The sequence below is a fragment of the Azonexus sp. genome, assembly GCF_030824335.1.
GTDB lineage: Bacteria > Pseudomonadota > Gammaproteobacteria > Burkholderiales > Rhodocyclaceae > Azonexus.
In genome coordinates this window covers 149,965-173,189 of the sequence record NZ_JAVBXX010000007.1, presented here as the reverse complement: position 1 = coordinate 173,189, position 23,225 = coordinate 149,965, and the positions used below count along the sequence as shown (strand labels likewise).

Sequence of the window (23,225 nt, the reverse complement as noted above, 5' to 3'; positions counted from 1 at the left end):
CTTTGGCAGCCGTATTGGCCAGCCTGATTTTCAATTTTTTCCAACCGGGCATGATTTCCGGCCTGGCACTAGCCTTGACAGGCCTTTCGCTTGCCGGACTTGGCTATCTGGAATATCGCCACTTTCGCTCCATCAAACGCGCCTATAACCTGGCCATGCTGGCAGCACACGACGGATTCTGGGAATGGAACCCGGTCACCAAACAATTGCTGGTTGGCACACGCCTGTTGCAGATACTCGGCTACAGGGAAGACTTCCTTCCCGACACTCATGCCTGGTTAAAACTGGTACACCCTGACGATGTCGCCGACTACAACCGGGCAGTATCCCGCCACATAAAAGGCGAAACCGACCATTTTTATTGTGAGTATCGCGTATTGGCCAGCGATGGCAGATATCTCTGGATCGCATCTCGTGGGCTGGCGGTCCGCGACCAGCAAGGAACGGCCTACCAGATGGTCGGATCGGTAACCGACATTACCGAACGCAAAAATCATCAGGAAGAACTGGAGTTTCTTGCCCAACACGATGCACTTACCGGCTTGCCAAACCGGCTTCTATTTGCCGAACATCTGCAAAGCGCGATCAATGATGGATATGAAAATGATCAGCGCCTGGCTGTACTCTTCATTGATCTTGATCGCTTCAAGAACATTAACGACACGCTTGGCCATCGCGCCGGCGATCAAATGCTGCAAGCTGTTTCCCTGAGACTGAAACAAAACTTGCCAGCCAATAGCTGCCTGTACCGCCAAGGGGGCGATGAATTCATCGTATTGCTCAACCCGATGATCGACTCCGCCGATGCAATGGCAGTTGCCCAGTCAATCAAGGAAAGCATCGCAGAACCGCTAAACGGTGGTGATCTCGACTTCTTTACCAGTGCAAGCATCGGAATCAGCCTTTTCCCGGATGATGCCATTGATGGTGAGACCCTGCTCCGCCACGCCGATACGGCGATGTATGCGGCCAAATCCTCCGGCGGCAATGCCATTCGAACGCATACCTCAGAAATGGATCAGCGCATCCACCTGCGCGTATCGCTGGAAACCCGTTTGCGCAAGGCGCTGCAGAAAAGACAGTTCGAACTCTACTTCCAGCCGCAGGTATCCGCCGTTGATGGACAACTGATTGGTGCTGAAGCACTGCTGCGCTGGAGTGACGGAACATCCAGAATTCCGCCAGACCAGTTCATTCCAGTCGCCGAGGAATGCGGCTTGATCATCCCCATCGGAGAATGGGTGATTACTCAGGCCATAGAGCAGATAGCCCAATGGCAGGATCGCTTCGGGAAGATTCCGGCGATCGCAATCAATCTCTCGCCAAGGCAATTCTGGCGACCATCCGTATCGAATTTCATCCTCGACAAGCTGAATGCCACTGGTCTGCCAACCTCCGCACTCGAAGTCGAAATTACCGAATCTGTGGTTCTTGACCCCGAAGGCGACAGTATCGAGCAACTGGAACGCATGCGTGCGGCGGGCATCACCATCGCACTGGATGACTTCGGTACCGGCTATTCATCCCTCTCCTACTTGCAACGTTTGCCCGTCGCAAGACTGAAGATAGACCGCTCGTTTATCAGGGAACTGACCCACAAGGACAAAGCAGAGAGCAACCAAGCACTGGTCAAGGCAATCATAGCCATGGCACACAGCCTGTCGTTAAAAGTCATTGCCGAAGGTGTTGAAACCACGGAACAACTGGAGGCCTTGCAAAAACTGGATTGCGACATCATTCAGGGTTACTTGATCAGCCAACCGATTGCTGCCGATGAATTTGCCGAAAAATTCCTGGTTGACCGCAATAATCAAAAAAGCAGCGAATAACTCGGCGATCAGGGATAAATTTTGCAGAAACCGATGCCGTTGACCGGGTCGGTTACCATCCCCAGCAAAGTAAAGAAAATCGACAGTCCAATGAAAAAGGCGACCCAACGGGCCGCCTTTCTGTGGCGCTGCACCAAACCCCGACAAGGCTGGCAGAAGCGCATCATACCAAGCCGTGCTTACAGACCGCGCACCGAGCGCTTGCGTTCGATTTCGGTCAGGTAACGCTTACGCAGACGAATCGACTTCGGCGTCAGTTCGACCAGTTCGTCTTCGTCGATGAACTCGACTGCAGCTTCCAGACTGAGCTGGATCGGCGGCACCAGGCGAACGGCTTCGTCGGTACCGGAGGCACGAACGTTGGTCAGTTGCTTGCCCTTGATCGGGTTCACAACGAGGTCATTTTCACGGCTGTGGATACCGATGATCATACCTTCATACAGCTTGTCGCCCGGGCTGACGAACATGCGACCGCGATCCTGCAGCTTCCACAGCGCGTAGGCAACAGCTTCGCCATTGTCCTGGGAGATCAGCACGCCATTACGACGTTCGGCAACGCTGCCATCCTTGACCGGCGCGTATTCATCGAACACGTGGCTCATCAGGCCATTGCCGCGCGTCAGGTTCATGAACTCGCCCTGGAAACCGATCAGGCCACGGGCCGGGATGCGGTATTCGATACGGACACGACCACGACCGTCCGGCACCATGTCCTGCAGGTCACCCTTGCGCATGCCAAGGCTTTCCATGACGCCACCCTGGGTGTCTTCTTCAACGTCAACCGTCAGCATTTCGTACGGTTCGCACTCGACGCCATTGACCGTCTTCTTGACGACGCGCGGACGACCAACGGCCAGTTCATAGCCTTCGCGACGCATGTTTTCCAGCAGGATGCCGAGGTGCAGTTCGCCACGGCCAGCCACGTCGAAGACGTCACCATTCGGGGTGTCATGGACGCGCAGCGCCATATTGGTCAACAGTTCCTTGTGCAGGCGGTCACGCAGTTGGCGGCTGGTGACGAACTTGCCTTCGGTACCGGCCAGCGGGCTGGTATTGACCATGAATTGCATGGACAGGGTCGGCTCGTCGATCTTCAGCAGCGGCAGCGATTCCGGCTGTTCCGGATCGGTCACGGTGCAACCCAGCACCAGATCCTCAATACCGGTGATCTGCACGATGTCGCCAGCGTGGCCTTCGTCCAGTTCAATCTTGTTCAAACCGCGATAACCAAAAACCTGGCCAATCTTGGCCTTGATCGGGGTGCGCTCGTGTTCGGCAGCTTCTTCTTCGGTACCGAACATGACCAGCACGTTCTGACCGGTCTTGACTTTGCCGCGATTGATCTTGCCGACACCGATACGACCGACATAGGACGAATAATCCAGTGCAGTGATCTGCAACTGCAGCGGTGCTTCGATATCGGTATCCGGGGCCGGCACGTGGCGCAGGATGGTGTCGAACAGCGGCTTCATGTTCTCGCGCGGCTGATCCAGCTCCATCGCAGCCCAGCCGTTGAGGCCGGAAGCATAAACAATCGGGAAATCCAGTTGTTCGTCCGAAGCACCCAGCTTGTCGAACAGGTCGAAAGTCAGATTGACTGCCTGATCGGGATCTGCACCATCACGGTCAACCTTGTTGACCAGCACGATAGGACGCAGACCAAGGGCCAGTGCCTTCTTGGTCACGAAACGGGTTTGCGGCATCGGGCCTTCAGCCGCATCAACCAGCAGCACCACGCCATCGACCATGCCCAGCACGCGCTCGACTTCACCACCAAAGTCCGCGTGACCCGGGGTATCAACGATGTTGATATGGACGCCTTCATATTCGACGGCGGTGTTCTTGGAAAGAATCGTGATACCGCGCTCTTTTTCCAGATCGTTGGAATCCATGACGCACTCGACCAGTTGCTGGTGAGCGGCAAAGGTGCCGGACTGGCGGAGAAGTTGGTCAACCAGGGTAGTTTTACCGTGGTCAACGTGGGCGATGATGGCAATGTTGCGAATAGGACGAGCGGACATGGGAGCGAATTTGGCCAAAAAAATCAAAGGCGTGATTCTAACACCCCATGCTGCGCCGCAACATCATCTCGCAATGAATTATTCCCTTATTTTATGGTGCATTGTTGCGAGAATATTCAAGTCAGGCGAGTTTCACGGATGATCGTCCACCGTTCGCTCTGCATAGACGTGTAAGCTACCCTAAGCCCCATTGCCCAGCGTTTGCGTCAAAATATCCACCATGCCAATCAAGCAACTCGACAACGATCACCATCAGGCCATACGACGTGTGGTTGGTATTTACGCCGTTGTCGCAGCCCTCTGGATCATTTTTTCCGACAAGCTTCTTTTCCAGTCGGTTGATCTGGCCGATACACCCTACTTCAGTATTCTCAAGGGACTGCTATTCATCGCCGTCACTTCAATCCTGCTTTATCTCTTGCAACAACGCGCCTGGGCTCGCCATGCCAAAGCGCTTGAAGACCGCCTGACCGCCCTCAATCTAGTCGAAACAATCACCAATGCATCGTCCGATGCAATTTTCGCCAAAGATCGCGAGGGATGCTATCTGGTGGTCAATAACGCAGCAAGCCGCTACCTGGGCAAACCTGCCAGCGAGATCATCGGGCAGAACGACAGAGCATTGTTCCCGGCAGATCAGGCACAAATGCTGCAGGAAACCAACCGCAAGATCATTGATGAAAATATTGCCATCACCGTTGAAGAACGGGTCGATACCGCTCAAGGTGCACGTATTTTCATGGCCACCAAAGGGCCGCTCTATCGTGAAGATGGTTCAACCTACGGCACATTCGGCATTTCGCGTGATGTCACCGAACAGATTGCGGCTGAAGAAGAACTCTGGAAATATCGCCAGCATCTGGAACTGCTGGTCGCCCAGCGCACGGAAGAACTTGGTGAGGCCAAAGCAGCAGCCGAGGCTGCCAACGTGGCCAAAAGTGTTTTTCTGGCGAACATGTCGCACGAAATCCGCACCCCCTTGAATGCAATATCAGGGATGGCCTACCTGCTCCGAAAATCCGGACTCAGGCAGGAACAACAGGAAAAACTCGGCAAGTTGGAGGCTGCAGGACAACATCTGCTTGGTGTCATTGATGCGATCCTTGATCTATCGAAGATCGAAGCCAACAAGTTCATCATCGAAGAAATTCCCTTGCACGTCGCCCCGTTACTACAAGAAGCGGCAGCGATGCTGCATGATCGCGCACAGGACAAACAACTTTCCCTGACCGTCGAATGCGCAGACGACCCGGCCGATATTTCGGGGGACCCAACACGCATCCGGCAAATCTTGCTCAACTTCGCCAACAATTCGATCAAGTTCACCGAACGGGGCCGCATAGTCCTGCGGGCAAGAGTCGTCAGCGAAACAGAAACACATACCACGATGCGTTTTGAGGTTCAGGATACCGGCATCGGTATCGCACCTGAAACGCTGCCACGACTATTTACCCCGTTCGAACAAGCAGATACCAGCATCTCCCGGCTCTATGGCGGCACGGGACTGGGGTTGGTCATCGCGCGCAAGCTGGCCGAACTGATGGGAGGAAATGCCGGCGCGGAGAGTCAGTTAGGCGTTGGCAGCACATTCTGGTTCACCGTCAACCTGAAAAAATGTCCGATAACTAACCGGGCAGCCTTGCAGGAAAACACAGCAAATGCACTCTCACAGCTACAGACGAAACACGCAGGGCAACGCATTCTGATAGTGGAAGACGAACCCATCAACCGGGAAATCGCTCAGCTTGTTCTCGAAGAAGCCGGTCTTGCGGTCGACACTGCAGAAGACGGCGAATCTGCACTGAGCAAGCTGAATCATCACCCCTACGACCTCATCATGATGGACATGCAAATGCCACTGATGGACGGTCTGGAAGCAACTCGAAAAATACGGCAAATGCCCCAAGGCACAAACTTGCCGATCATCGCGATGACCGCAAATGCATTTGCCGAAGATCGCCAGCGCTGTCTTGATGCCGGCATGAACGACTTCATCGCAAAACCCTACGAAGTCGATGAACTCTATGCGCTAATACTTCACTGGTTAGCACAAAAAACAGCATGAACACTCAACCCCACTGTTATTTTCAGCAAAAAATATCTGAGCAACCCTTCAATTTTTCATTTATTTCCATTAGAATTCGCGCCCTTCCCGGCGGTCCTCACCGCTTGGTGCATGCTTAATTAAAGCTCTGGTGGTGAAATTGGTAGACACGCTATCTTGAGGGGGTAGTGCCGCAAGGTGTGCGAGTTCGAGTCTCGCCCAGAGCACCATAAGCTAGTTGAAAAAATTTCAAAGGCCAGAATCCTTGGGTGCCAAGGATTCTGGCCTTTTGTACGTACACTTGCAAAACCATGATTTTTCGAAGCCCAGAGGTTTTTGGCTGTATTTTGTCGTCGACCGCAAAAAATGAGACGGATCGTAAAAAACCCAATGCTGATTGCTTGAGCGGAGAATTACTGAGGATAATCGACTCATCTTGACGAGGCCATAAATGATCACGAGAACCCTGATCGCCGCATTGCTGGCAAGTGTGCTTTCCTTCCCTGCATCTGCCGCCTACAAGTGCAAGAAATCGTCCGGTTACGTTTATCAGGACAAACCATGCATTGCACAGGCACCACCCGATTCGCCCTTGCCCAAGGCGCCACCGCCTGAATCTCCCGCCACTCAGCCGCAAGAAACAGAAACCGCTGCTCGACTTCGGCGCGACAAGGAGTACCTTGCCGCAAGAGAGAAGGAAAGACGTCGCGCAGAATTGCGTTATGAAATAGAGCTCAGCGAGAACCGCATCTCCGGCCTGGAACAGCAGATGGATAGTGAATTGGCAATACTGAGGGCACGAAAATCCCTAGCCAACAACAACCTCGCCGGCGCAACGCTGGAACAAAGCATCTCCGTGGAAATGCAGGCGGTTACCCAAAAATACAGCGTTCAGATCGACGTAGAACAACAGCGAATCGAGCGCATGCGCAAAGATCTGGCTGGGTTGTAATTAATGACGCTCCCTCATTAACTGGCCCACCGCATCGAAACCAGATTCGGCCCCTAGCCTGGCGGCCGCATCTAAATCTGGCGGAGATGCAGATGGATGCGACTTGTGGGTAGCGTGGTTACAAATTCTTACCTTGCTCCTGTAAGCCAACCCCCGAGCGAGTGCGTTATAGCTGACAGACACCTTTTTCTTTCAGGAAAAATCATGAACAAGCTATGGATTCCAGCCGCAATCGCCAGCACCCTTTTCAGCGCCAATGTCTTTGCCGATCACCGTTGGGATGACGGCGATCACAGGGGGCGCCACCATCGTCATCGGATTGAGCGGGTCATGGTGCAACCAATGTACGAGGCGCCGCACGTAATTTATCAGGCAGCACCAGTGGCCTATGCGCCTCCGCCCGTGGCCTATCGTGAACGCGTTGTATACCGCGATCGCCCGGTTTACTATCAAGAGGAGCCGCGTGTCTATTCGCAGCCAGCGCCTCGCTATGTGGAACGGCCCGCCCCCTATCAGTACGACAACACGAACCGCTTCGCGGGACAAGCCATCGGCGCCGTAACGGGTGGGCTTATTGGCAACCAGTTCGGCAACGGAAATGGCCGCGTCGTAAGTACCGCAGTTGGCGCGGTGCTTGGCAGTATCGTGGGCGGCAATATGGCTGGCTACTAACTAGCAGCCGGATCCGGCCTGGTGCAACGGGCGCTGGGCGGAGCACCGACTCAACATTTGGCGAAACTGTGAGTCGCAGGCCATGCGGCATGACCGAGCTTAGCGGAGACTCTGGCCGAATAGCAGAGGTAGGCTATCAATTAACCAACAGACAAAAGAAGGCCGGGATCGCTCCCGGCCTTTCTCGTTTTTACCGAATTTTCACGGTCGACCGTGAAAATCAGCCCTTTTTGTGCGTCGCCAACCGCGTCTTCAGCCAGCAATGCGGTGAACAGGATTCGTTTGCCCAGTCCCGCGGCAACCAGAAAGCAAGGCTTCCGGCAAGTCGTAACGCTCACTATCCATCAGGAGAAGCTCATGGGACGGATGGTCAAGCCGCTGCATCTCGTCGAAACGCTCAACATCCAGGTGCAAGAGTTGCGGGCGGTCTCACGAATCCGAACCAAGCGCACCAGATCTTTCTGCACCCAATACTGAGCGGATGGCATAATCAGTGGCTCTTGTCATACCCAGCGATACCTACAATCGCCCAGATATCATGCCCTCCCCACTCAACTTCGTGCGCCTGATGATCATCAGCTTCTCGCTCACCTGTGCTCTGCCATCAGTTGCTGCTGAAATAAACAAGGATGACCTTGATGCGCAAAAAGAGCTGTTACAACTGAGGATCGATAGTGGTAGAGAGTTGCTGCAAAAAGACATCGAGGCACAGTGGAAGCGCCTCGATGCCATCGACAAGCGGATTGACGATCAGGTAAACCGGGTGAGCGATATTGGTAACGCTGTCGACCGCTTCACCGCTATCAGCGGGTGGATCAGCATTCTGATCACCGTTCTTCTTGCTTCTGGCGGTTTGGTAGGCTATTTCTCAGTAGTCGCAAAAGCCAAGCGTGAGGCTAAGGAAACCGCTAGCAACTGGTTTGCTGAAAACGAAAAAGAACTACGAGCCAAGATTGATTCACTTCATTCCCATGCACGCGACAACATCAACCACTCTGTCCAGAGCGTTCAAGACAGCGCGACAGAAGCACAAGCCGTCATTGAAAGAACGCAGAAGACCATTGGCCTTATGCAATCGGATACATCGCCAAATCCAGATAACGACAAAGATACCAAAACACTTCTTCGCCGCACAGACGAGCTAAAAGACATTCCTGAAAACAACTATTCATTCGATGACTGGAATACACGGGCGTTCGCCGCCTACAAAGCAGGAAAACTGGAAGAGGCAACCCTGTATTGGGAAAAGGCAACTAAAGTCCCGACGGCAAGCTTAGTTAACTCAGCACAGGCGATCTTTAACCAGGCATTCACGCTCGGACAAATGGGAAAAACCGAAGAGGAAATCGTTCTCTACGACCAGTTGATTGACACCTACGCTGACGACAATACTCCCGCACTCCGCGAACAGGTCGCCAAAGCCATGGGCAACAAGGCGGTCCTGCTCGGGGAAATGGAGAAAAACGAAGAGGCAATCGCCCTCTGCGACCAGTTGATCGCCACCTACGCCGATGACAAAACTCCCGCACTCCGCAACCTGGTCGCTCAAGCCAGGTTCAACAAGGCGGTCACACTCGGGAAAATGGAGAAAAACGAAGAGGAAATTGCCCTCTACGACCAGTTGATCGCCACCTACGCCGACGACAAAACTCCCGCACTCCGCAACCTGGTCGCTCAAGCCATGTCCAATAAGGCGGTCACACTCGGGAAAATGGAGAAAAACGAAGAGGCAATCGCCCTCTACAACCAGTTGATCGCCACCTACGCCGACGACAAAACTCCCGCACTCCGCAACCTAGTCGCTCAAGCCATGTTCAACAAGGCGGTCACACTCGGGAAAATGGAGAAAAACGAAGAGGAAATTGCCCTCTACGACCAGTTGATCGCCACCTACGCCGACGACAAAACTCCCGCACTCCGCGAGCTGGTCGCTAAAGCCATATCCAACAAGGCGGTCACACTCGGAAAAATGGAGAAAAACGAAGAGGCAATCGCCCTCTACGACCAGTTGATCGCCACCTACGCCGACGACAAAACTCCCGCACTCCGCGAGCAGGTCGCTCAAGCCATGTTCAACAAGACGGTCCGGCTCAGAAAAATGGAGAAAAAAGAAGAGGAAATCGCCCTCTACGATCAGTTGATCGCCACCTACGCCGACGACAAGACTCCCGCACTCCGCGAGCTAGTCGCTAAAGCCATGTCCAACAAGGCGGTCACACTCGGGAAAATGGAGAAAAACGAAGAGGCAATCGCCCTCTACGACCAGTTGATCGCCACCTACGCCGACGACAAAACTCCCGCACTCCGCGAACTGGTCGCCAAAACTATGAATGGCAAGGGCTTTAGTCACCTATTGCTTGCCAAGAAAAACTGGACGAACCGGGATCTCGCTCTCGATTATCTGACGTGGGCTAAGGAAAGCCTGCAAGGTTGCTTGAAGAGAAAACCGCAATGGGGAATGGCTTTGGGAAATCTGGCCTATGTTCAATGGCTCCTGGGCAAGCCACAGGCGGTTGAACAAGCTTTCCACAACGCGCTGGCTGCGGGTGAGAACGGCGGTGAAATGCTCTACAAAGGTACGCTCGACGACATCGCTCAACATTCGATTCCCGAAGACATTGGCTTCCGTGAATTGGTAGACCGGCTTTGGGCGGAGTACCAAGGCAATCGACCATCCAACACCTGACCACCCGATGACAGAAAGGCCGGGATCGCTCCCGGCCTTTCTCGTTTTTACCGAATTTTCACGGTCGACCGCAAAAATCAGCCCTTTTTATGCGTCGCCAGCCGCGTCCAGGTATCGACGACGGTATCCGGATTCAGCGAGATCGACGAGATCCCCTGATCCATCAGCCATTCGGCCAGATCCGGGTGGTCGGATGGCCCCTGACCGCAGATGCCGATGTATTTTCCAGCCTTGTTGGCGGCGGAAATCGCCATCGCCAGCAGCATCTTGACGGCCGGGTCGCGTTCGTCGAAGAGGTTGGCGACCAGACCGGAGTCGCGGTCGAGGCCGAGGGTGAGCTGGGTCAGGTCGTTGGAGCCGATCGAGAAGCCGTCGAAGATTTTCAGGAAATCGTCGGCCAGCAGCGCGTTAGACGGGATTTCGCACATCATGATCAGCTTCAGGTCGTGTTCGCCCTGCTTCAGGCCGTGTTCGGCCAGCAGGTCGACGACCGCCTGGCCTTCGCCGACGGTGCGCACGAACGGGACCATCAACTGCACGTTGGTCAGGCCCATTTCCTCACGCACGCGCTTCATCGCGCGGCATTCCATTTCGAAGCAGTCGCGGAAGGACTGGGCGACGTAACGCGAGGCACCGCGGAAGCCGAGCATCGGGTTTTCTTCTTCCGGCTCGTACAGGTCGCCGCCGAGCAGCTTGCGGTATTCGTTGGACTTGAAGTCGGACAGGCGGACGATCACCGGGTTCGGCCAGAAGGCGGCGGCGATGGTGGATACGCCTTCGACCAGCTTCTCGACGAAGAAGTCCTTCGGGCTGGCATAGCCGCGGGCGCGGCGCTTGATTTCTTCGCGCTTCGAGGATGGCAGGCGCTCGACGTCGAGAATGGCCTTCGGATGGATGCCGATGACGTTGTTGATGATGAACTCGACGCGGGCCAGACCGACGCCGGCGTTCGGCAACTGGGCGAATTCGAACGCCAGTTCCGGATTGCCGACGTTCATCATGACCTTGACCGGGACGTCCGGCATGGCCGAGATGTCGCGGGTGGTGATTTCGAAGTCGAGGCTACCGCGATAGACGTGGCCGGTGTCGCCCTCAGTGCAGGAAACCGTGACGATGTCGCCTTCGTTCAGCGTCTCGGTCGCGTCGCCGCAGCCGACGATGGCCGGGATGCCCAGTTCGCGGGCGATGATCGCGGCGTGGCAGGTACGGCCGCCACGGTTGGTGACGATGGCGGAAGCGCGCTTCATCACCGGTTCCCAGTTCGGGTCGGTCATGTCGGCGACGAGCACGTCACCCGGCTTGACCTGATCCATTTCCTTCGGGTCCTTGACGATACGCACCGGGCCGACGCCGATTTTCTGGCCGATGGCGCGGCCGGAGGCGAGCACCTTGGAGAAGGACTTCAGCTTGAATTTTTCCTGCTTGCCGGCAGAAGCCTGCGACTGCACGGTTTCCGGGCGGGCCTGGAGGATGTACAGCTTGCCGTCAACGCCGTCCTTGCCCCACTCGATGTCCATCGGACGACCGTAGTGCTTTTCGATAATCATCGCGTAGCGGGCCAGTTCCATGACTTCTTCGTCATTGATCGAGAACTGGTGACGCAGGCTTTCCTCGACTTCTTCGGTGATCGTCGACTTGCCGGCGACTTTTTCGGCAGCGAAGGTCATCTTGATCATCTTCGAGCCCAGATTGCGGCGGATCACGGCCTTCTTGCCTTGCTCCAGCATCGGCTTGTGTACGTAGAACTCGTCCGGATTGACCGCGCCCTGCACCACCGTTTCGCCCAGGCCGTAGCTGGAGGTGACGAAGACGGCGTCACGGAAGCCGGATTCGGTGTCGAGCGTGAACATCACGCCGGCAGCGCCCTTGTCGGAGCGGACCATGCGCTGGATGCCAGCGGACAGCGCGACGTCGGCGTGGATAAAGCCCTTGTGCACACGGTAGGAAATGGCGCGGTCGTTGTACAGCGACGCGAACACTTCCTTGATCGCGTGCATGATGTTTTCCAGGCCGACGATGTTCAGGAAAGTTTCCTGCTGGCCAGCAAAGGACGCATCCGGCAGATCCTCGGCGGTGGCGGAAGAGCGCACGGCGAAGGACATGTCGGCGGTGGAATCGGCGACCAGGCGCTGATACTGCTCGGTGACGGCGATGGTCAGGTCCATCGGGAACGGCGTGTCGATGATCCACTGGCGAATCTCGGCGCCGGCCTTGACCAGCGCGTTGACATCTTCGACATCGAGCGCATCGAGCACGGCGTTGATCTTGGCATCCAGGCCCGATTGCGCCAGGAAGACGCGGTAGGCATGCGCCGTCGTGGCGAAGCCGCCCGGCACGCGCACACCGGTATCGGCGAGCTGGCTGATCATTTCGCCGAGCGACGAATTCTTGCCGCCAACCTGGTCGACGTCGTTCATGCGCAATTTTTCGAAGGGGATTACCAGGGCTTCCATTGCATTGTCCTTTCGGGGGTGGAATTTGAAAAAATCAGGAGGTTGAGAAATCAGTATTCAGGCGGCGCTCGGCCGTCTCGCGGCGGGCGACGGAACGCAGCGTCTGGGCCAGCGTTTCGCGCACGAAGTCGATATGGGTTTCAGCCGCGACACGCGCAGCCTGCGGCTTCTTGTCGACAATCGCGGTATAGATCGCGGCATGCTGGCTGATCAGCAACTTGCCGGCAGCTGGCACGCTCTTCAATTCACCGAGATTGAGGCGGATGTTGTCGTGCATCAGGCGCAGCAAGGCGCCCGCCAGATGGCCAGTCAGTACATTGTGCGCAGCGTCGCCGATGGCTTGGTGAAAGGCGATGTCGGCAGCCGAACGTTTTTCCGTGTCGTCCACCTGAAAAGAGTCCTGCAGTGCCTGGAAGGCCTGCTCGAGACGCAGCAAATCCGCATCGGTAGCGCGCTCGGCGGCCCATTCGGCGGCCTGGCCTTCCAGCATGCGGCGGAATTCGAGGATGTCGTCACGCAGATTCGGGTAAGACCCCATCATCTCCTGCCAAGGGTCGAAGAAACTCGCTTCGAGTACGGCAGTGACATAGGTACCGCCACCTTGCCGGCTCTGCACCATACCCTTCGAAGCCAGCTTCTGGATCGCTTCGCGCAGGCTCGGACGGGACACGCCAAACTCCAGCGCCAGCTCGCGCTCGGGCGGCAAGCGATCACCCGGCTTCAAAGAGCCTTCGAGAATGCGCCGCTCCAGCGTCGAAGCGACAGCATCTGAAATACGCGGAACCTGAACCTTGCTTGGCATTGGTATGACCACATTGATTGGTAAGACCAACACATTCTAAACAGCAAAATTGGAAAGTGCAAGCATCAGAATCTTCACTTATCATTGACCAAGTCGCGGTTTTCACGTAAATTTTCACCCCACGAATTATTGGTCTTACCAATGATCCATAAACAAATCCAGACCGGAGACAAGATGACCCAAAGCAAAACTCTGCCGCCTCGTCCGGCCGACGTTTACTTTTTCGCCACCTGCGTGATCGACCAGTTTTATCCCGGTGCCGGCATGGATGCCATCACCCTGCTCGAACGCCAGGGCATCCGCGTGCACTTCCCGGAAGAACAGACCTGCTGCGGTCAACCGGCCTATACCAGCGGTTTTCCCGACGAGGCACGCAAGGTCGCTGCGCACCAGTTGACGCTGTTTCCGCAAGACTGGCCGGTGGTCGTCCCGTCCGGCTCCTGCGCCGGCATGATGAAGCACCACTACCCGATGCTGTTCGCCGCCGACCCGGTACGCAAGGCGCAGGCGGAAAAGCTGTCGGTACGGGTTTACGAACTGACGCAGTTCCTCGTCGACGTACTGAATTTCAAGCCGGAAGACTGCGGCAGCGACTGCACCGTCGTGCTCCACACCTCCTGCTCGGCCCGCCGCGAAATGGGCGTGCATCTGACTGGACGCCAACTGATTGGTGACCTGAAAAACGTTAACCTGGCGCAGCAGGATCACGAATCCGAATGCTGCGGTTTTGGCGGCACCTTCTCGATCAAGCAGCCAGAAATTTCCGGCGCGATGGTCGAAGACAAGGTCAAGGCCTTGAAGGCAACCGGCGCCGAGCGCGTCGTCAGCGCCGACTGCGGCTGCCTGATGAACATCCTCGGCCACGCCGCCTGGAAGGACGCGCAGGAAGGCCGGACGACACCGAGCCTGCCCGGCGAACACATCGCCAGTTTTTTACTGCGGAGGACAAGCAAATGAGCGCCCGCGATCGCATTCTCGGCAATTTGCGCAAAAACCAGCCGTCGACCGCAAAATCACTGCCCGACGTCGCCAGTTGGTTCGCCGGCCATCGCCCCGTTGAATCCGGCGCCGAAAAGGTCGCCCGTTTCCGCCATTTCATTGAACTCGCGCATGCCGAAGTTCACGCGGTAACCGCCGATAACTGGCTGGACACGCTGCACGCCGCGCTGAAGACCCGTGGCATCGACCGTTTGCTGGTCGCCGAAGGTACGCCGCACGGCGAGGTCGCGCTCGACGAACTGCCGCCGCGCGGCGTCGAGTGCAGCGTCTACGACATGGCCATCGAAGCCTGGAAGAGCGAGATGTTCAACGCCACGCCGGCCAGCCTGACCGCCGCCCGTGCCGCCATTGCCGAAACCGGCACGCTGATCCTGTGGCCGGATGCACTGGAACCCCGCCTGATGTCGCTGGTACCGCCGGTGCATGTCGTGCTGCTCGACGCAACGAAGATCTACAACACCTTCTACGAGGCGATGACCGCCGAAGGCTGGCAGGATGGCCTGCCGACCAACTCGCTGCTGATCTCCGGCCCGTCGAAGACCGCCGACATCCAGCAGACGCTGGCCTACGGCGCGCACGGTCCGAAAGAACTGATCGTGCTGTTGCTGGAGGGCGAACAATGAACGCCCAGCCCATCCATTTCAAGCCAAGCGAAGGCTTCCGCGCCCGCTCCAAGGCGGTTGTCGACAATCCCTTCCTGCGCCAGAGCTTCCGTGGCGCGATGGATTTCCTGATGAGCAAGCGCGCCGCGCAATTCCCCGACGACGAGGAACTGCAAAGCCTGCGCTCGCTGGGCGAAGCCATCCGCCAGTACAACCTGGCCAAACTGCCCGAGCTGCTCGAACGCCTTGAAGCCAACCTGACCCGCAACGGTGTCCAGGTGCATTGGGCGGAAACGCCGGACGAAGCCAACGCCATCATCCTCGGCATCTGCCAGCGCCATTCGGCGAAGCTGATGGTCAAGGGCAAGTCGATGGTCAGCGAAGAAATCGAGCTCAACCACGCCGCCGAAGCCGCCGGCATCGGCGCGCTGGAGTCCGACATGGGCGAGTACATCGTCCAGCTGGCCAATGAGAAGCCGTCGCACATCATCATGCCGGCGATCCACAAGACCAAGGAGGAAATCGCCCGCCTGTTCGCCGACAAGGTGCTGGGCGTCGATTACACCGACAACGTCGACGCGCTGATCCAGATCGGCCGCAACGTGCTGCGGCAGAAATTCCTCGAAGCCGACATCGGCCTCTCCGGCGTCAATTTCGCCGTCGCCGAAACCGGCACGCTGTGTCTGGTCGAAAACGAAGGCAACGGCCGCATGTGCACGACGGCGCCGCCGATCCACATTGCCATCACCGGCATCGAGAAGATCGTCGAAAAGCTCGAACACGTGCCGCCCCTGCTGTCACTGCTGACCCGCTCGGCCACCGGCCAGAACATCTCGACCTACTTCAACATGATCTCTTCGCCAAGAAAACCCGGCGAGAAGGATGGCCCTGAAGAAGTCCACCTGGTGCTGCTCGACAACGGCCGCAGCCAGGCCTACGCCGACGAACAACTGCGCAAGACCCTGCAATGCATCCGCTGTGGCGCCTGCATGAACCACTGCCCGGTCTACACCCGCATCGGCGGCCACGCCTACGGCACGACCTACCCCGGCCCGATCGGCAAGATCATCTCGCCGCACATGCTGGGACTGGAAGCAACCTCATCCATGGCCACCGCCTCGTCGCTCTGTGGCGCCTGCGGCGAGGTCTGCCCGGTGAAAATTCCGATTCCGGAACTGCTGATGCGTCTGCGGGAAGAGGCTTTTTCGAAGCCGCATGCTGATCCGGTGATGCGGGGACAGGGCGCGGGTTATAGCCGCTTGATGACTTCGGTTTGGCGGAGCTGGGCGGCGGTTTATCGCTCACCGGCGCTGTACGGGGTGGTGACCTGGCTGGGCAGCCGATTTGGCTGGTTGATGCCGTCGAAGCAAGGGGCGTGGACGAGTGTTCGCGTGCCGTTGAAGCCGGCGCCTAAACGGTTACGGGATATGTTAAGGGAACGGGGGTAATGGTTTCCGAGTTTTACACTTGGGGTTCCGCGCTGCGGCGCGTCTCACTTTCTTTTGCTTCGCCAAAAGAAAGTAAGCAAAGAAAAGGCGACCCCTGGGTCGGCGCCGGGCGTTGCCCGGTCCCTTGCGCTACTCGAAATGCCGGGCTGCTGGCTAAACTCGCCTACGGCTCAAACAACGCCAGCAGACTGCCCCCGGCACTCCTGCGTTGCTCAGCGCCTCTCAAGGGGCCCGGAAAAGCGTTGCGGTGTGATGGCACTGCCTGGGAAGTAAAAACATTCGAGTTTTGCAGCCAAAAAAACAACGGCTTGACCCAAGAGCATAAAGAAAATGCCTGTTTCTGCGGTCGACCGCAGCAAAACATCAAAAACGAATACGACACGATTCCCCGAGAGGTTTTACCGGGCCCCCATGTGCAGCGCCGAGCAACGGAGAAACCGGCGGAAAAAGGGCGAGCACTGTTTGAGGCCCGCAGGGCCGAGTTGCGCAGCCCCCGCCGGTTTCGAGTAGCGCAGGGAAGTCGGCGCAGCCGACCGCGTAACCTGGGGTCGCCTTTTCTTTGGCTACTTTCTTTTGGCGAAGCAAAAGAAAGTACGCCCGCCCTAAAGGCGGAACCCCAAGCCAATTCCAGCACCCCAAAATAACAACCCGAGACACCAAGCCAAAACCATGAGCCAACTCATCCACCACCTCCGCCAACACCTCCCCGAAAACCAGGTCATCACCGATGAACTGCGCCTCCTCGCCTACGGCACCGACGCCAGCTTCTACCGCCTGATACCGGAGGTCATCACCATCATCGAAACGGAAAATGACCTGAAAACGGTGTTGACCGCAGCACGGCAGAACCAGCGTCCGGTCACCTTCCGTGCTGCGGGCACCAGCCTGTCCGGGCAGGCGATCAGTGATGGGGTGCTGGCGCTGATCGGTGAAGGTTTCGCCACTTGCGAGATCAGTGCCGATGCCAGCAAGGTCACGGTTGGGCCGGGGATGGTGGGGGGTGAGGTGAATCGGCGGCTGGCGCCGCATGGGCGCAAGATCGGTCCTGATCCGGCGTCGATCGGCGCGGCCAGGATCGGTGGCATTGCCGCCAACAACGCGTCCGGCATGTGCTGCGGCACGGCGCAGAACAGCTACCGGACGCTGGCCGGCATGCGTGTGATGCTGGCCGACGGTACCGTGCTCGACACTGAAGATGCGCGCAGCCGCGACGCCTTCTCGCTGTCGCACGCGGTACTGCTCGGCGAACTGGAGCGGCTGGGTCGCGATACCCGCGACAACTCGCGGCTGGCCGAACGCATCCGGCACAAGTTCAAGATCAAGAACACCACCGGCTACAGCCTGAATGCGCTGGTCGATTACGAGGATCCGTTCGACATCCTCGCCCACCTGATGATCGGTTCCGAAGGCACGCTCGGTTTCATTTCCCGGATCACTTACCAGACCGTCGTCGAAGACCCGTGCAAGGCGTCGGCGCTGGTTTTCTTCCCGGACATCCGTACCGCCTGCGAAGCGGTGATCCGGCTGAAGCCGCAGCCGGTGGCAGCGGTCGAGCTGCTCGACCGCCCTGCCCTGCACTCGGTCGAGAACAAACCGGGGCTGCCGGCGATCATGCGTGCGCTGGGCGAGGACGCGGCGGCGCTGCTGATCGAGGTCCGCGCCGCCAGCGCCGACCTGCTGCAGGAAAAGATTGCAGCCGTCCACGGCGCCATGGACGGCATTGCCACGGTCGAGCCGATGGCTTTCTCGACCGATCCGGCGACCTGCGACATGTACTGGAAAGTGCGTAAGGGCACCTTCCCGTCGGTTGGCGCGATGCGCCGCACCGGCACGACGGTGCTGATCGAGGACGTCGCCTTCCCGATCGAGTCGCTGGCTGACGCCACGCTCGACCTGCAGGCGCTGCTGCGCCATCACGGCTATCACGAGGCGATCATTTTCGGCCACGCGCTGGAGGGCAACCTGCACTTCGTGTTCACCCAGGATTTCGGCGATCCGGCCGAGGTCGACCGCTACGCCCGCTTCATGGACGACGTCTGCCAGCTGGTGGTCGGCAAGTACGACGGCTCGCTGAAGGCCGAGCACGGCACCGGGCGCAACATGGCGCCGTTCGTCGAAATGGAATGGGGCAAGGATGCCACCGACCTGATGCGCCGGATCAAGGCCTTGTTCGATCCGGAAAACCTGCTCAACCCGGGCGTCATCATCAATGACGATCCGCAGGCCCACCTCGCCAACCTGAAGCCGATGCCGGCTGCCGAGGACATCGTCGACCGCTGCATCGAATGCGGCTTCTGCGAACCGCTCTGCCCATCGCACCGGCTGACGCTCAGCCCGCGCCAGCGCATCGTCAGCGTGCGTGAATTGTCGCGCCGTGCTGCCGCTGGTGAGCCGGCCGGCAGCATCGGCGAAGATTACGCCTACATGGGCCTCGACACCTGCGCCGGTTGCGGCCTGTGCTCGACGGCCTGCCCGGTCGGCATCGATACCGGCGACCTGACCCGCCGCCTGCGCGGCCGCAAGATGGGCGACACCGCCCGCACGGTCAACGCCTGGACGGGCGAACATTTCGGCGCGCTCGCCAGCGCCTCGCGCCTCGGCCTGAAAGTCGGCCATGCCGTTTCCGGCGTGCTTGGCGACAACTTCCTGGCCCGCGTTTCCGGCGGCGCCTGGAAGAAGGACATGCCGCACGCCGGCAAGGTACCGGTCGCCCGCATGACGCAGGGCGACCCGGTGGTCTATTTCCCGACCTGCGGCGGCCGCATCTTCGGACCGGCCGACACTGGCGAGAAGCAGCTCGGCGAGGTCATCATCGCGTTGCTCGAACGCGCCGGCTACCGCGCCATCCTGCCCGCGGGCTTCGACAGCCTGTGCTGCGGCCAGATGCTGGCGAGCAAGGGGATGACCGAGGAAGCCGAAGGCATGTCGAACCGTCTCGAAGCCGCCCTGATGCAAGCCTCGGAGAACGGCAAGTACCCGGTGATCATGGATGCCAGCACCTGCTCGGTGCGCATGCAGCAACATCTGGCCGGACGCCTCAAGCTCTACGATTTCCACGAGTTCGCCGTCGATGCACTGCTACCGCGCCTGATGCTGACCAAACAGCCCGGCCCGGTGGCCTTGCACATCAATTGTTCGGTACGCAAAACCGGTTCGGATGCCAAGTTGCGTACCCTGCTCCAGGCTTGTGCCGAAGAAATCATCGAGCCGGCCGGCGTGACCTGCTGCGGCTTTGCTGGCGACCGAGGCTTCGTCGTACCGGAACTCAACCGGCATGCACTGCGCAAGATCCACGCCGAACTGCCGGCCAATTGCGGCTGTGGCGTATCAACCAACCGCACCTGCGAAATCGGCCTGACCGCAGAAACCCGCATCAACTACCAATCCATCGCCTATTTGCTCGAAAAATGCAGTCGACCGCAACAAAACTGTTGACGTTTGCCTGACTGCAAAATCCTGAGCAAATTGCTAAAGTAAGCCCCATCAACACATCCAGGAAAAACCATCATGTACAAAAAGATATTGGTTGCCATCGACGACAGCGACACCTCGCGTTGCGCCCTCACCGAAGCCCTGCATCTGGCGCGCAGCAGCAACGCCAAGCTCTACATCACGCACGTTGCCGACGAAACGCTGATGGGCATGCACGGCCGTACCTTCTCGACCTCGCTGAACATCGACAACGCCCTGCAAGCCATCGCCGATGCCGGCCAGAAGCTACTCGACGCAGCGCTCAAGGAAGCCACCGGCATCGAAGCGGAAACCTTGCTGCTCGAAGCACGCAATCGGCGCGTCTCGGAAGTACTGGCCGACAAGGCCAAGGAAGTCGGTGCCGACCTCATCGTGATCGGTCGCCACGGCCAGCGCGGCATCGCCACGCTGATCCTCGGTTCGGTGGCCGAACAACTGGCCAGAATCGCCGAGGCCTCCGTACTCCTCGTCAGAAAGCACTAAATGCACCGCGAAGCACACGACGCCAACAAGGATGAACCCCTGCGCAACGACATCCGGCTGCTCGGCCGACTGCTCGGCGATACGGTACGCGACCAGGAAGGTGACAGCGTTTTCGATATCGTCGAAAAAGTCCGCCAGACGGCCATCCGCTTTGCCCGCGACGGCGACCCGGCGAGCCGTGACGAACTGGCTGCCCTGCTCGATCCCTTGCCGCGCGATACGACCCAGACGGTCGTCCGCGCCTTCAGCTATTTTCTGCAACTGGCCAACATTGCCGAGGATGAGCACCACATCCGTCGGCGCCGGGCACACGATCTGGCCGGCTCGCCGCCGCGCGAAGGCAGCCTGGTTTTTGCCCTCGATGCGCTGTCGACCGCAAAAGTCTCGCCGGAAGCCATCGCCGACTTCTTCGCCCATGCGCTGGTTGCCCCGGTGCTCACCGCCCACCCGACCGAAGTCCAGCGCCAGAGCCTGATCCGCAATCACCGCGACATCGCGCATCTGCTCGACCAGCGCGAGCGTCTGCAGATGACACCGGAAGAAGAAGCCGAAAACGACTGGGCCTTGTCGAATGCGATCCTGACCCTGTGGCAATCGCGCATGCTGCGCCCGGTACGGCTCAAGGTGGTTGATGAGGTCAAAAACGGGATCAGCTATTTTCAGGAAACTTTTTTCACCGAACTGCCCCGTCTTTACATCCAGGCAACGCAGCAGCTACAGCAACGCTACCCGGAAAAAATCTGGGCGCTGCCGCCCTTCTTCCGCGTCGGCAGCTGGATCGGCGGTGATCGCGACGGCAACCCGTTCGTCACGGCCGACATTCTGCGCGAAGCCTTGCGCCTGCAATCGGCCGCCACGCTGAACCATTATCTCGACGAAATCCACCAACTGGGCGCCGAACTGCCGCTGTCCGACCTGCTGATCGATATCACGCCGGAATTACGCGCGATGGCCGACCAGTCGCCCGACCAGTCGCCCCAGCGGCTCGACGAGCCTTACCGCCGCGCCCTCACCAGCATCTATGCGCGCATCGCCGCGACGGCCCGCCGGCTCGACCACATCGAACCGGTACGCCACGAAATTGCCAGCGGCGAGCCTTACAGCACGCCGGAAGCGCTGCGCGCCGATCTCAAGGTCCTGGCCAACTCGCTGAAACTCAACGGCGGCGCTAAATTGGCCGGCGGCCGTCTGCGCCGTCTGCTGCGTGCAGTGCAGGTGTTCGGCTTCCACCTGGCACCAATCGACCTGCGCCAGAACTCTGAAGTGCACGCCCGCAGCGTCGCCGCGCTACTGGCTGCCGCCGGTCGCTGCCCGGATTACGAGGCACTGGACGAAAATGCCCGGATCAGCCTGTTGACCGCAGAATTGGCCACACCACGCCCGTTGTATTCGCCCTGGCTGACCTACGATGAAGAAACGCGAGGCGAATTGGCCATTTTCTTCACGGCCCGCGAATTGCGCGAAAAATACGGCGCCGCCGCGCTGCCCAACTGCATCATCTCGAAAACCGACGGCGTTTCCGACCTGCTCGAACTGGCGCTGCTGCTCAAGGAATCGGGCCTGCTGCGTCCGGGCACGACACCACAACTCGACGTCAACATCATCCCGTTGTTCGAAACCATCGAGGACTTGCAGAAGAGCGCGGCAACGATGGCCGGTGTTTTCGCCTTGCCGGTCTATCGTCAGCTTATCGCTGGCCGTGGCGACGAGCACGAAGTCATGCTCGGCTATTCCGATTCCAACAAGGATGGCGGTTTCCTGACCTCGGGCTGGGAATTGTACAAGGCCGAAATCGAGCTGACCGACGTGTTCCGCGCACACGGCGTTCGCCTGCGCCTGTTCCACGGTCGTGGCGGATCGGTTGGTCGCGGTGGCGGCCCGTCCTATCACGCCATCCTGGCCCAGCCGGCCGGCGCCGTTTCCGGCCAGATCCGGCTGACCGAACAGGGCGAAGTCATCTCGACCAAGTACGGCAACCCGGACAACGGCCGGCGCAATCTCGAAGTGCTGCTCGCCGCAACACTGGAAGCCAGCCTGACCGATCACGAAAACCAGGTCGAGCCGGCTGAGCAGTTCCATTCGGCGATGGACGAATTGTCGGCGCGCGCCTTCAATGCCTATCGTGGGCTGGTTTATGAAACGCCCGGCTTTACCACCTATTTCCGCCAGTCGACCGTGGTTTCCGAAATCGCCCTGCTGAACATCGGCAGCCGGCCGGCGTCGCGCAAGGCATCGGAGCGCATCGAAGACCTGCGCGCCATTCCCTGGGTATTTTCCTGGGCGCAATGTCGCCTGATGCTGCCCGGCTGGTACGGCTTCGGTACTGCGGTCGACGGCTATCTGACGGCAAATCCGGCAGGTTTGGCAACCTTGCGGCGCATGCTCAAATCATGGCCATTTTTCAAAAGCCTGCTGTCGAACATGGATATGGTGCTGGCCAAGACCGACCTCGCCATCGCCTCGCGCTATGCCGAACTGGTCGTCGATGTCGAGCTGCGTGAACGTATTTTCACGCGCATCGTCGGTGAATGGGAACTGACCCGAAAGCACCTGCTCGATATCCTGCAGCAGGATGATTTCCTCGGCGACAATCCGATGCTCAAGCGTTCACTGCAACTGCGCGCGCCCTACATGGACCCGCTCAATCACCTGCAGGTCGAATTGCTCAAGCGCCACCGGGCGGGCGATACCGATGAACGCGTCGCTCGCGGCATTCATCTTTCGATCAACGGCATCGCCTCCGGCCTGCGCAACAGCGGTTAG

General features: G+C 58.5%; 14 protein-coding genes and 1 tRNA gene. 12 read left to right on the top strand and 3 right to left on the bottom strand.

Annotation, left to right across the window (positions count from 1 at the left end; all coding sequences use genetic code 11):
- The first annotated feature begins 14 nt into the window (after positions 1–14).
- On the top strand, positions 15–1,829 hold the full coding sequence (locus RCI20_RS04655; RefSeq protein WP_306603400.1) for a bifunctional diguanylate cyclase/phosphodiesterase: 1,815 nt from the start codon (positions 15–17) through the stop codon (positions 1,827–1,829).
- A gap of 179 nt (positions 1,830–2,008) precedes the next feature.
- Here the strand turns inward: RCI20_RS04655 and typA are convergent, their stop codons facing one another.
- Positions 2,009–3,850, bottom strand: coding sequence for a translational GTPase TypA (gene typA / locus RCI20_RS04650; protein WP_306603399.1), 1,842 nt, complete (start codon positions 3,848–3,850; stop codon positions 2,009–2,011).
- Positions 3,851–4,070: 220 nt separating this feature from the next.
- Between typA and RCI20_RS04645 the strand changes: the two genes are divergently transcribed.
- The 5 genes from RCI20_RS04645 (at position 4,071) to RCI20_RS04625 (ending at position 10,204) form a co-directional block, all read left to right on the top strand.
- The gene (locus RCI20_RS04645) at positions 4,071–5,915 is read left to right on the top strand and encodes a PAS domain-containing sensor histidine kinase (RefSeq protein ID WP_306603398.1); all 1,845 of its coding nucleotides are present in this window, start codon (positions 4,071–4,073) and stop codon (positions 5,913–5,915) included.
- 124 nt (positions 5,916–6,039) lie between these two features.
- Positions 6,040–6,124 (top strand) — tRNA-Leu (locus RCI20_RS04640).
- Positions 6,125–6,345: 221 nt separating this feature from the next.
- Positions 6,346–6,846, top strand: coding sequence for a hypothetical protein (locus RCI20_RS04635; protein ID WP_306603397.1), 501 nt, complete (start codon positions 6,346–6,348; stop codon positions 6,844–6,846).
- 204 nt (positions 6,847–7,050) lie between these two features.
- A complete protein-coding gene (locus RCI20_RS04630) occupies positions 7,051–7,518 on the top strand; it encodes a glycine zipper 2TM domain-containing protein (protein WP_306603396.1) in 468 nt (155 codons plus the stop codon).
- Positions 7,519–8,056: 538 nt separating this feature from the next.
- Entirely contained in the window at positions 8,057–10,204 is a 2,148-nt protein-coding gene (locus tag RCI20_RS04625; RefSeq protein ID WP_306603395.1) for a tetratricopeptide repeat protein, read from the top strand.
- Positions 10,205–10,281: 77 nt separating this feature from the next.
- On the opposite strand, the gene ppsA is transcribed toward RCI20_RS04625, so the two are convergent.
- The gene (gene ppsA / locus RCI20_RS04620; protein ID WP_306603394.1) at positions 10,282–12,657 is read right to left on the bottom strand and encodes a phosphoenolpyruvate synthase; all 2,376 of its coding nucleotides are present in this window, start codon (positions 12,655–12,657) and stop codon (positions 10,282–10,284) included.
- A gap of 34 nt (positions 12,658–12,691) precedes the next feature.
- Complete coding sequence (locus RCI20_RS04615) at positions 12,692–13,459, bottom strand: GntR family transcriptional regulator (protein WP_306603393.1); 768 nt, start codon at positions 13,457–13,459, stop codon at positions 12,692–12,694.
- A gap of 174 nt (positions 13,460–13,633) precedes the next feature.
- On the opposite strand from RCI20_RS04615, the gene RCI20_RS04610 reads away from it, so the two are divergent.
- From RCI20_RS04610 to ppc, 6 genes are all read left to right on the top strand, one after another.
- Positions 13,634–14,416, top strand: coding sequence for a (Fe-S)-binding protein (locus RCI20_RS04610; protein ID WP_306603392.1), 783 nt, complete (start codon positions 13,634–13,636; stop codon positions 14,414–14,416).
- Entirely contained in the window at positions 14,413–15,081 is a 669-nt protein-coding gene (locus RCI20_RS04605; RefSeq protein WP_306603391.1) for a lactate utilization protein C, read from the top strand. Before RCI20_RS04610 ends, RCI20_RS04605 begins: the two co-directional genes overlap by 4 nt.
- Positions 15,078–16,508 (top strand): LutB/LldF family L-lactate oxidation iron-sulfur protein, encoded by a 1,431-nt coding sequence (locus RCI20_RS04600; protein WP_306603390.1) that lies wholly within the window; start codon positions 15,078–15,080, stop codon positions 16,506–16,508. The genes RCI20_RS04605 and RCI20_RS04600 overlap by 4 nt, the downstream gene beginning before the upstream one ends.
- A 669-nt stretch (positions 16,509–17,177) precedes the next feature.
- Positions 17,178–19,943, top strand: a complete 2,766-nt coding sequence (locus RCI20_RS04595) for an FAD-binding and (Fe-S)-binding domain-containing protein (RefSeq protein WP_306603389.1) — start codon at positions 17,178–17,180, stop codon at positions 19,941–19,943.
- A gap of 72 nt (positions 19,944–20,015) precedes the next feature.
- Positions 20,016–20,462: a universal stress protein gene (locus tag RCI20_RS04590; protein ID WP_306603388.1), complete on the top strand. Its 447-nt coding sequence runs from the start codon at positions 20,016–20,018 to the stop codon at positions 20,460–20,462.
- Positions 20,463–23,225 carry a phosphoenolpyruvate carboxylase gene (gene ppc / locus RCI20_RS04585; protein ID WP_306603387.1) on the top strand — a complete coding sequence of 921 codons (2,763 nt, stop codon included), beginning with the start codon at positions 20,463–20,465 and terminating at the stop codon, positions 23,223–23,225. It abuts the gene before it with no gap.

Coding starts and splice junctions, on each gene's coding strand:
- ppsA (WP_306603394.1), bottom strand. CDS start 12,657: ATGGAAGCCCTGGTAATCCCCTTCGAAAAATTGCGCATGAACGACGTC.
- ppc (WP_306603387.1), top strand. CDS start 20,463: ATGCACCGCGAAGCACACGACGCCAACAAGGATGAACCCCTGCGCAAC.
- RCI20_RS04590 (WP_306603388.1), top strand. CDS start 20,016: ATGTACAAAAAGATATTGGTTGCCATCGACGACAGCGACACCTCGCGT.
- RCI20_RS04615 (WP_306603393.1), bottom strand. CDS start 13,459: ATGCCAAGCAAGGTTCAGGTTCCGCGTATTTCAGATGCTGTCGCTTCG.
- RCI20_RS04645 (WP_306603398.1), top strand. CDS start 4,071: ATGCCAATCAAGCAACTCGACAACGATCACCATCAGGCCATACGACGT.
- RCI20_RS04635 (WP_306603397.1), top strand. CDS start 6,346: ATGATCACGAGAACCCTGATCGCCGCATTGCTGGCAAGTGTGCTTTCC.
- RCI20_RS04625 (WP_306603395.1), top strand. CDS start 8,057: ATGCCCTCCCCACTCAACTTCGTGCGCCTGATGATCATCAGCTTCTCG.
- typA (WP_306603399.1), bottom strand. CDS start 3,850: ATGTCCGCTCGTCCTATTCGCAACATTGCCATCATCGCCCACGTTGAC.
- RCI20_RS04595 (WP_306603389.1), top strand. CDS start 17,178: ATGAGCCAACTCATCCACCACCTCCGCCAACACCTCCCCGAAAACCAG.
- RCI20_RS04610 (WP_306603392.1), top strand. CDS start 13,634: ATGACCCAAAGCAAAACTCTGCCGCCTCGTCCGGCCGACGTTTACTTT.
- RCI20_RS04630 (WP_306603396.1), top strand. CDS start 7,051: ATGAACAAGCTATGGATTCCAGCCGCAATCGCCAGCACCCTTTTCAGC.
- RCI20_RS04600 (WP_306603390.1), top strand. CDS start 15,078: ATGAACGCCCAGCCCATCCATTTCAAGCCAAGCGAAGGCTTCCGCGCC.
- RCI20_RS04605 (WP_306603391.1), top strand. CDS start 14,413: ATGAGCGCCCGCGATCGCATTCTCGGCAATTTGCGCAAAAACCAGCCG.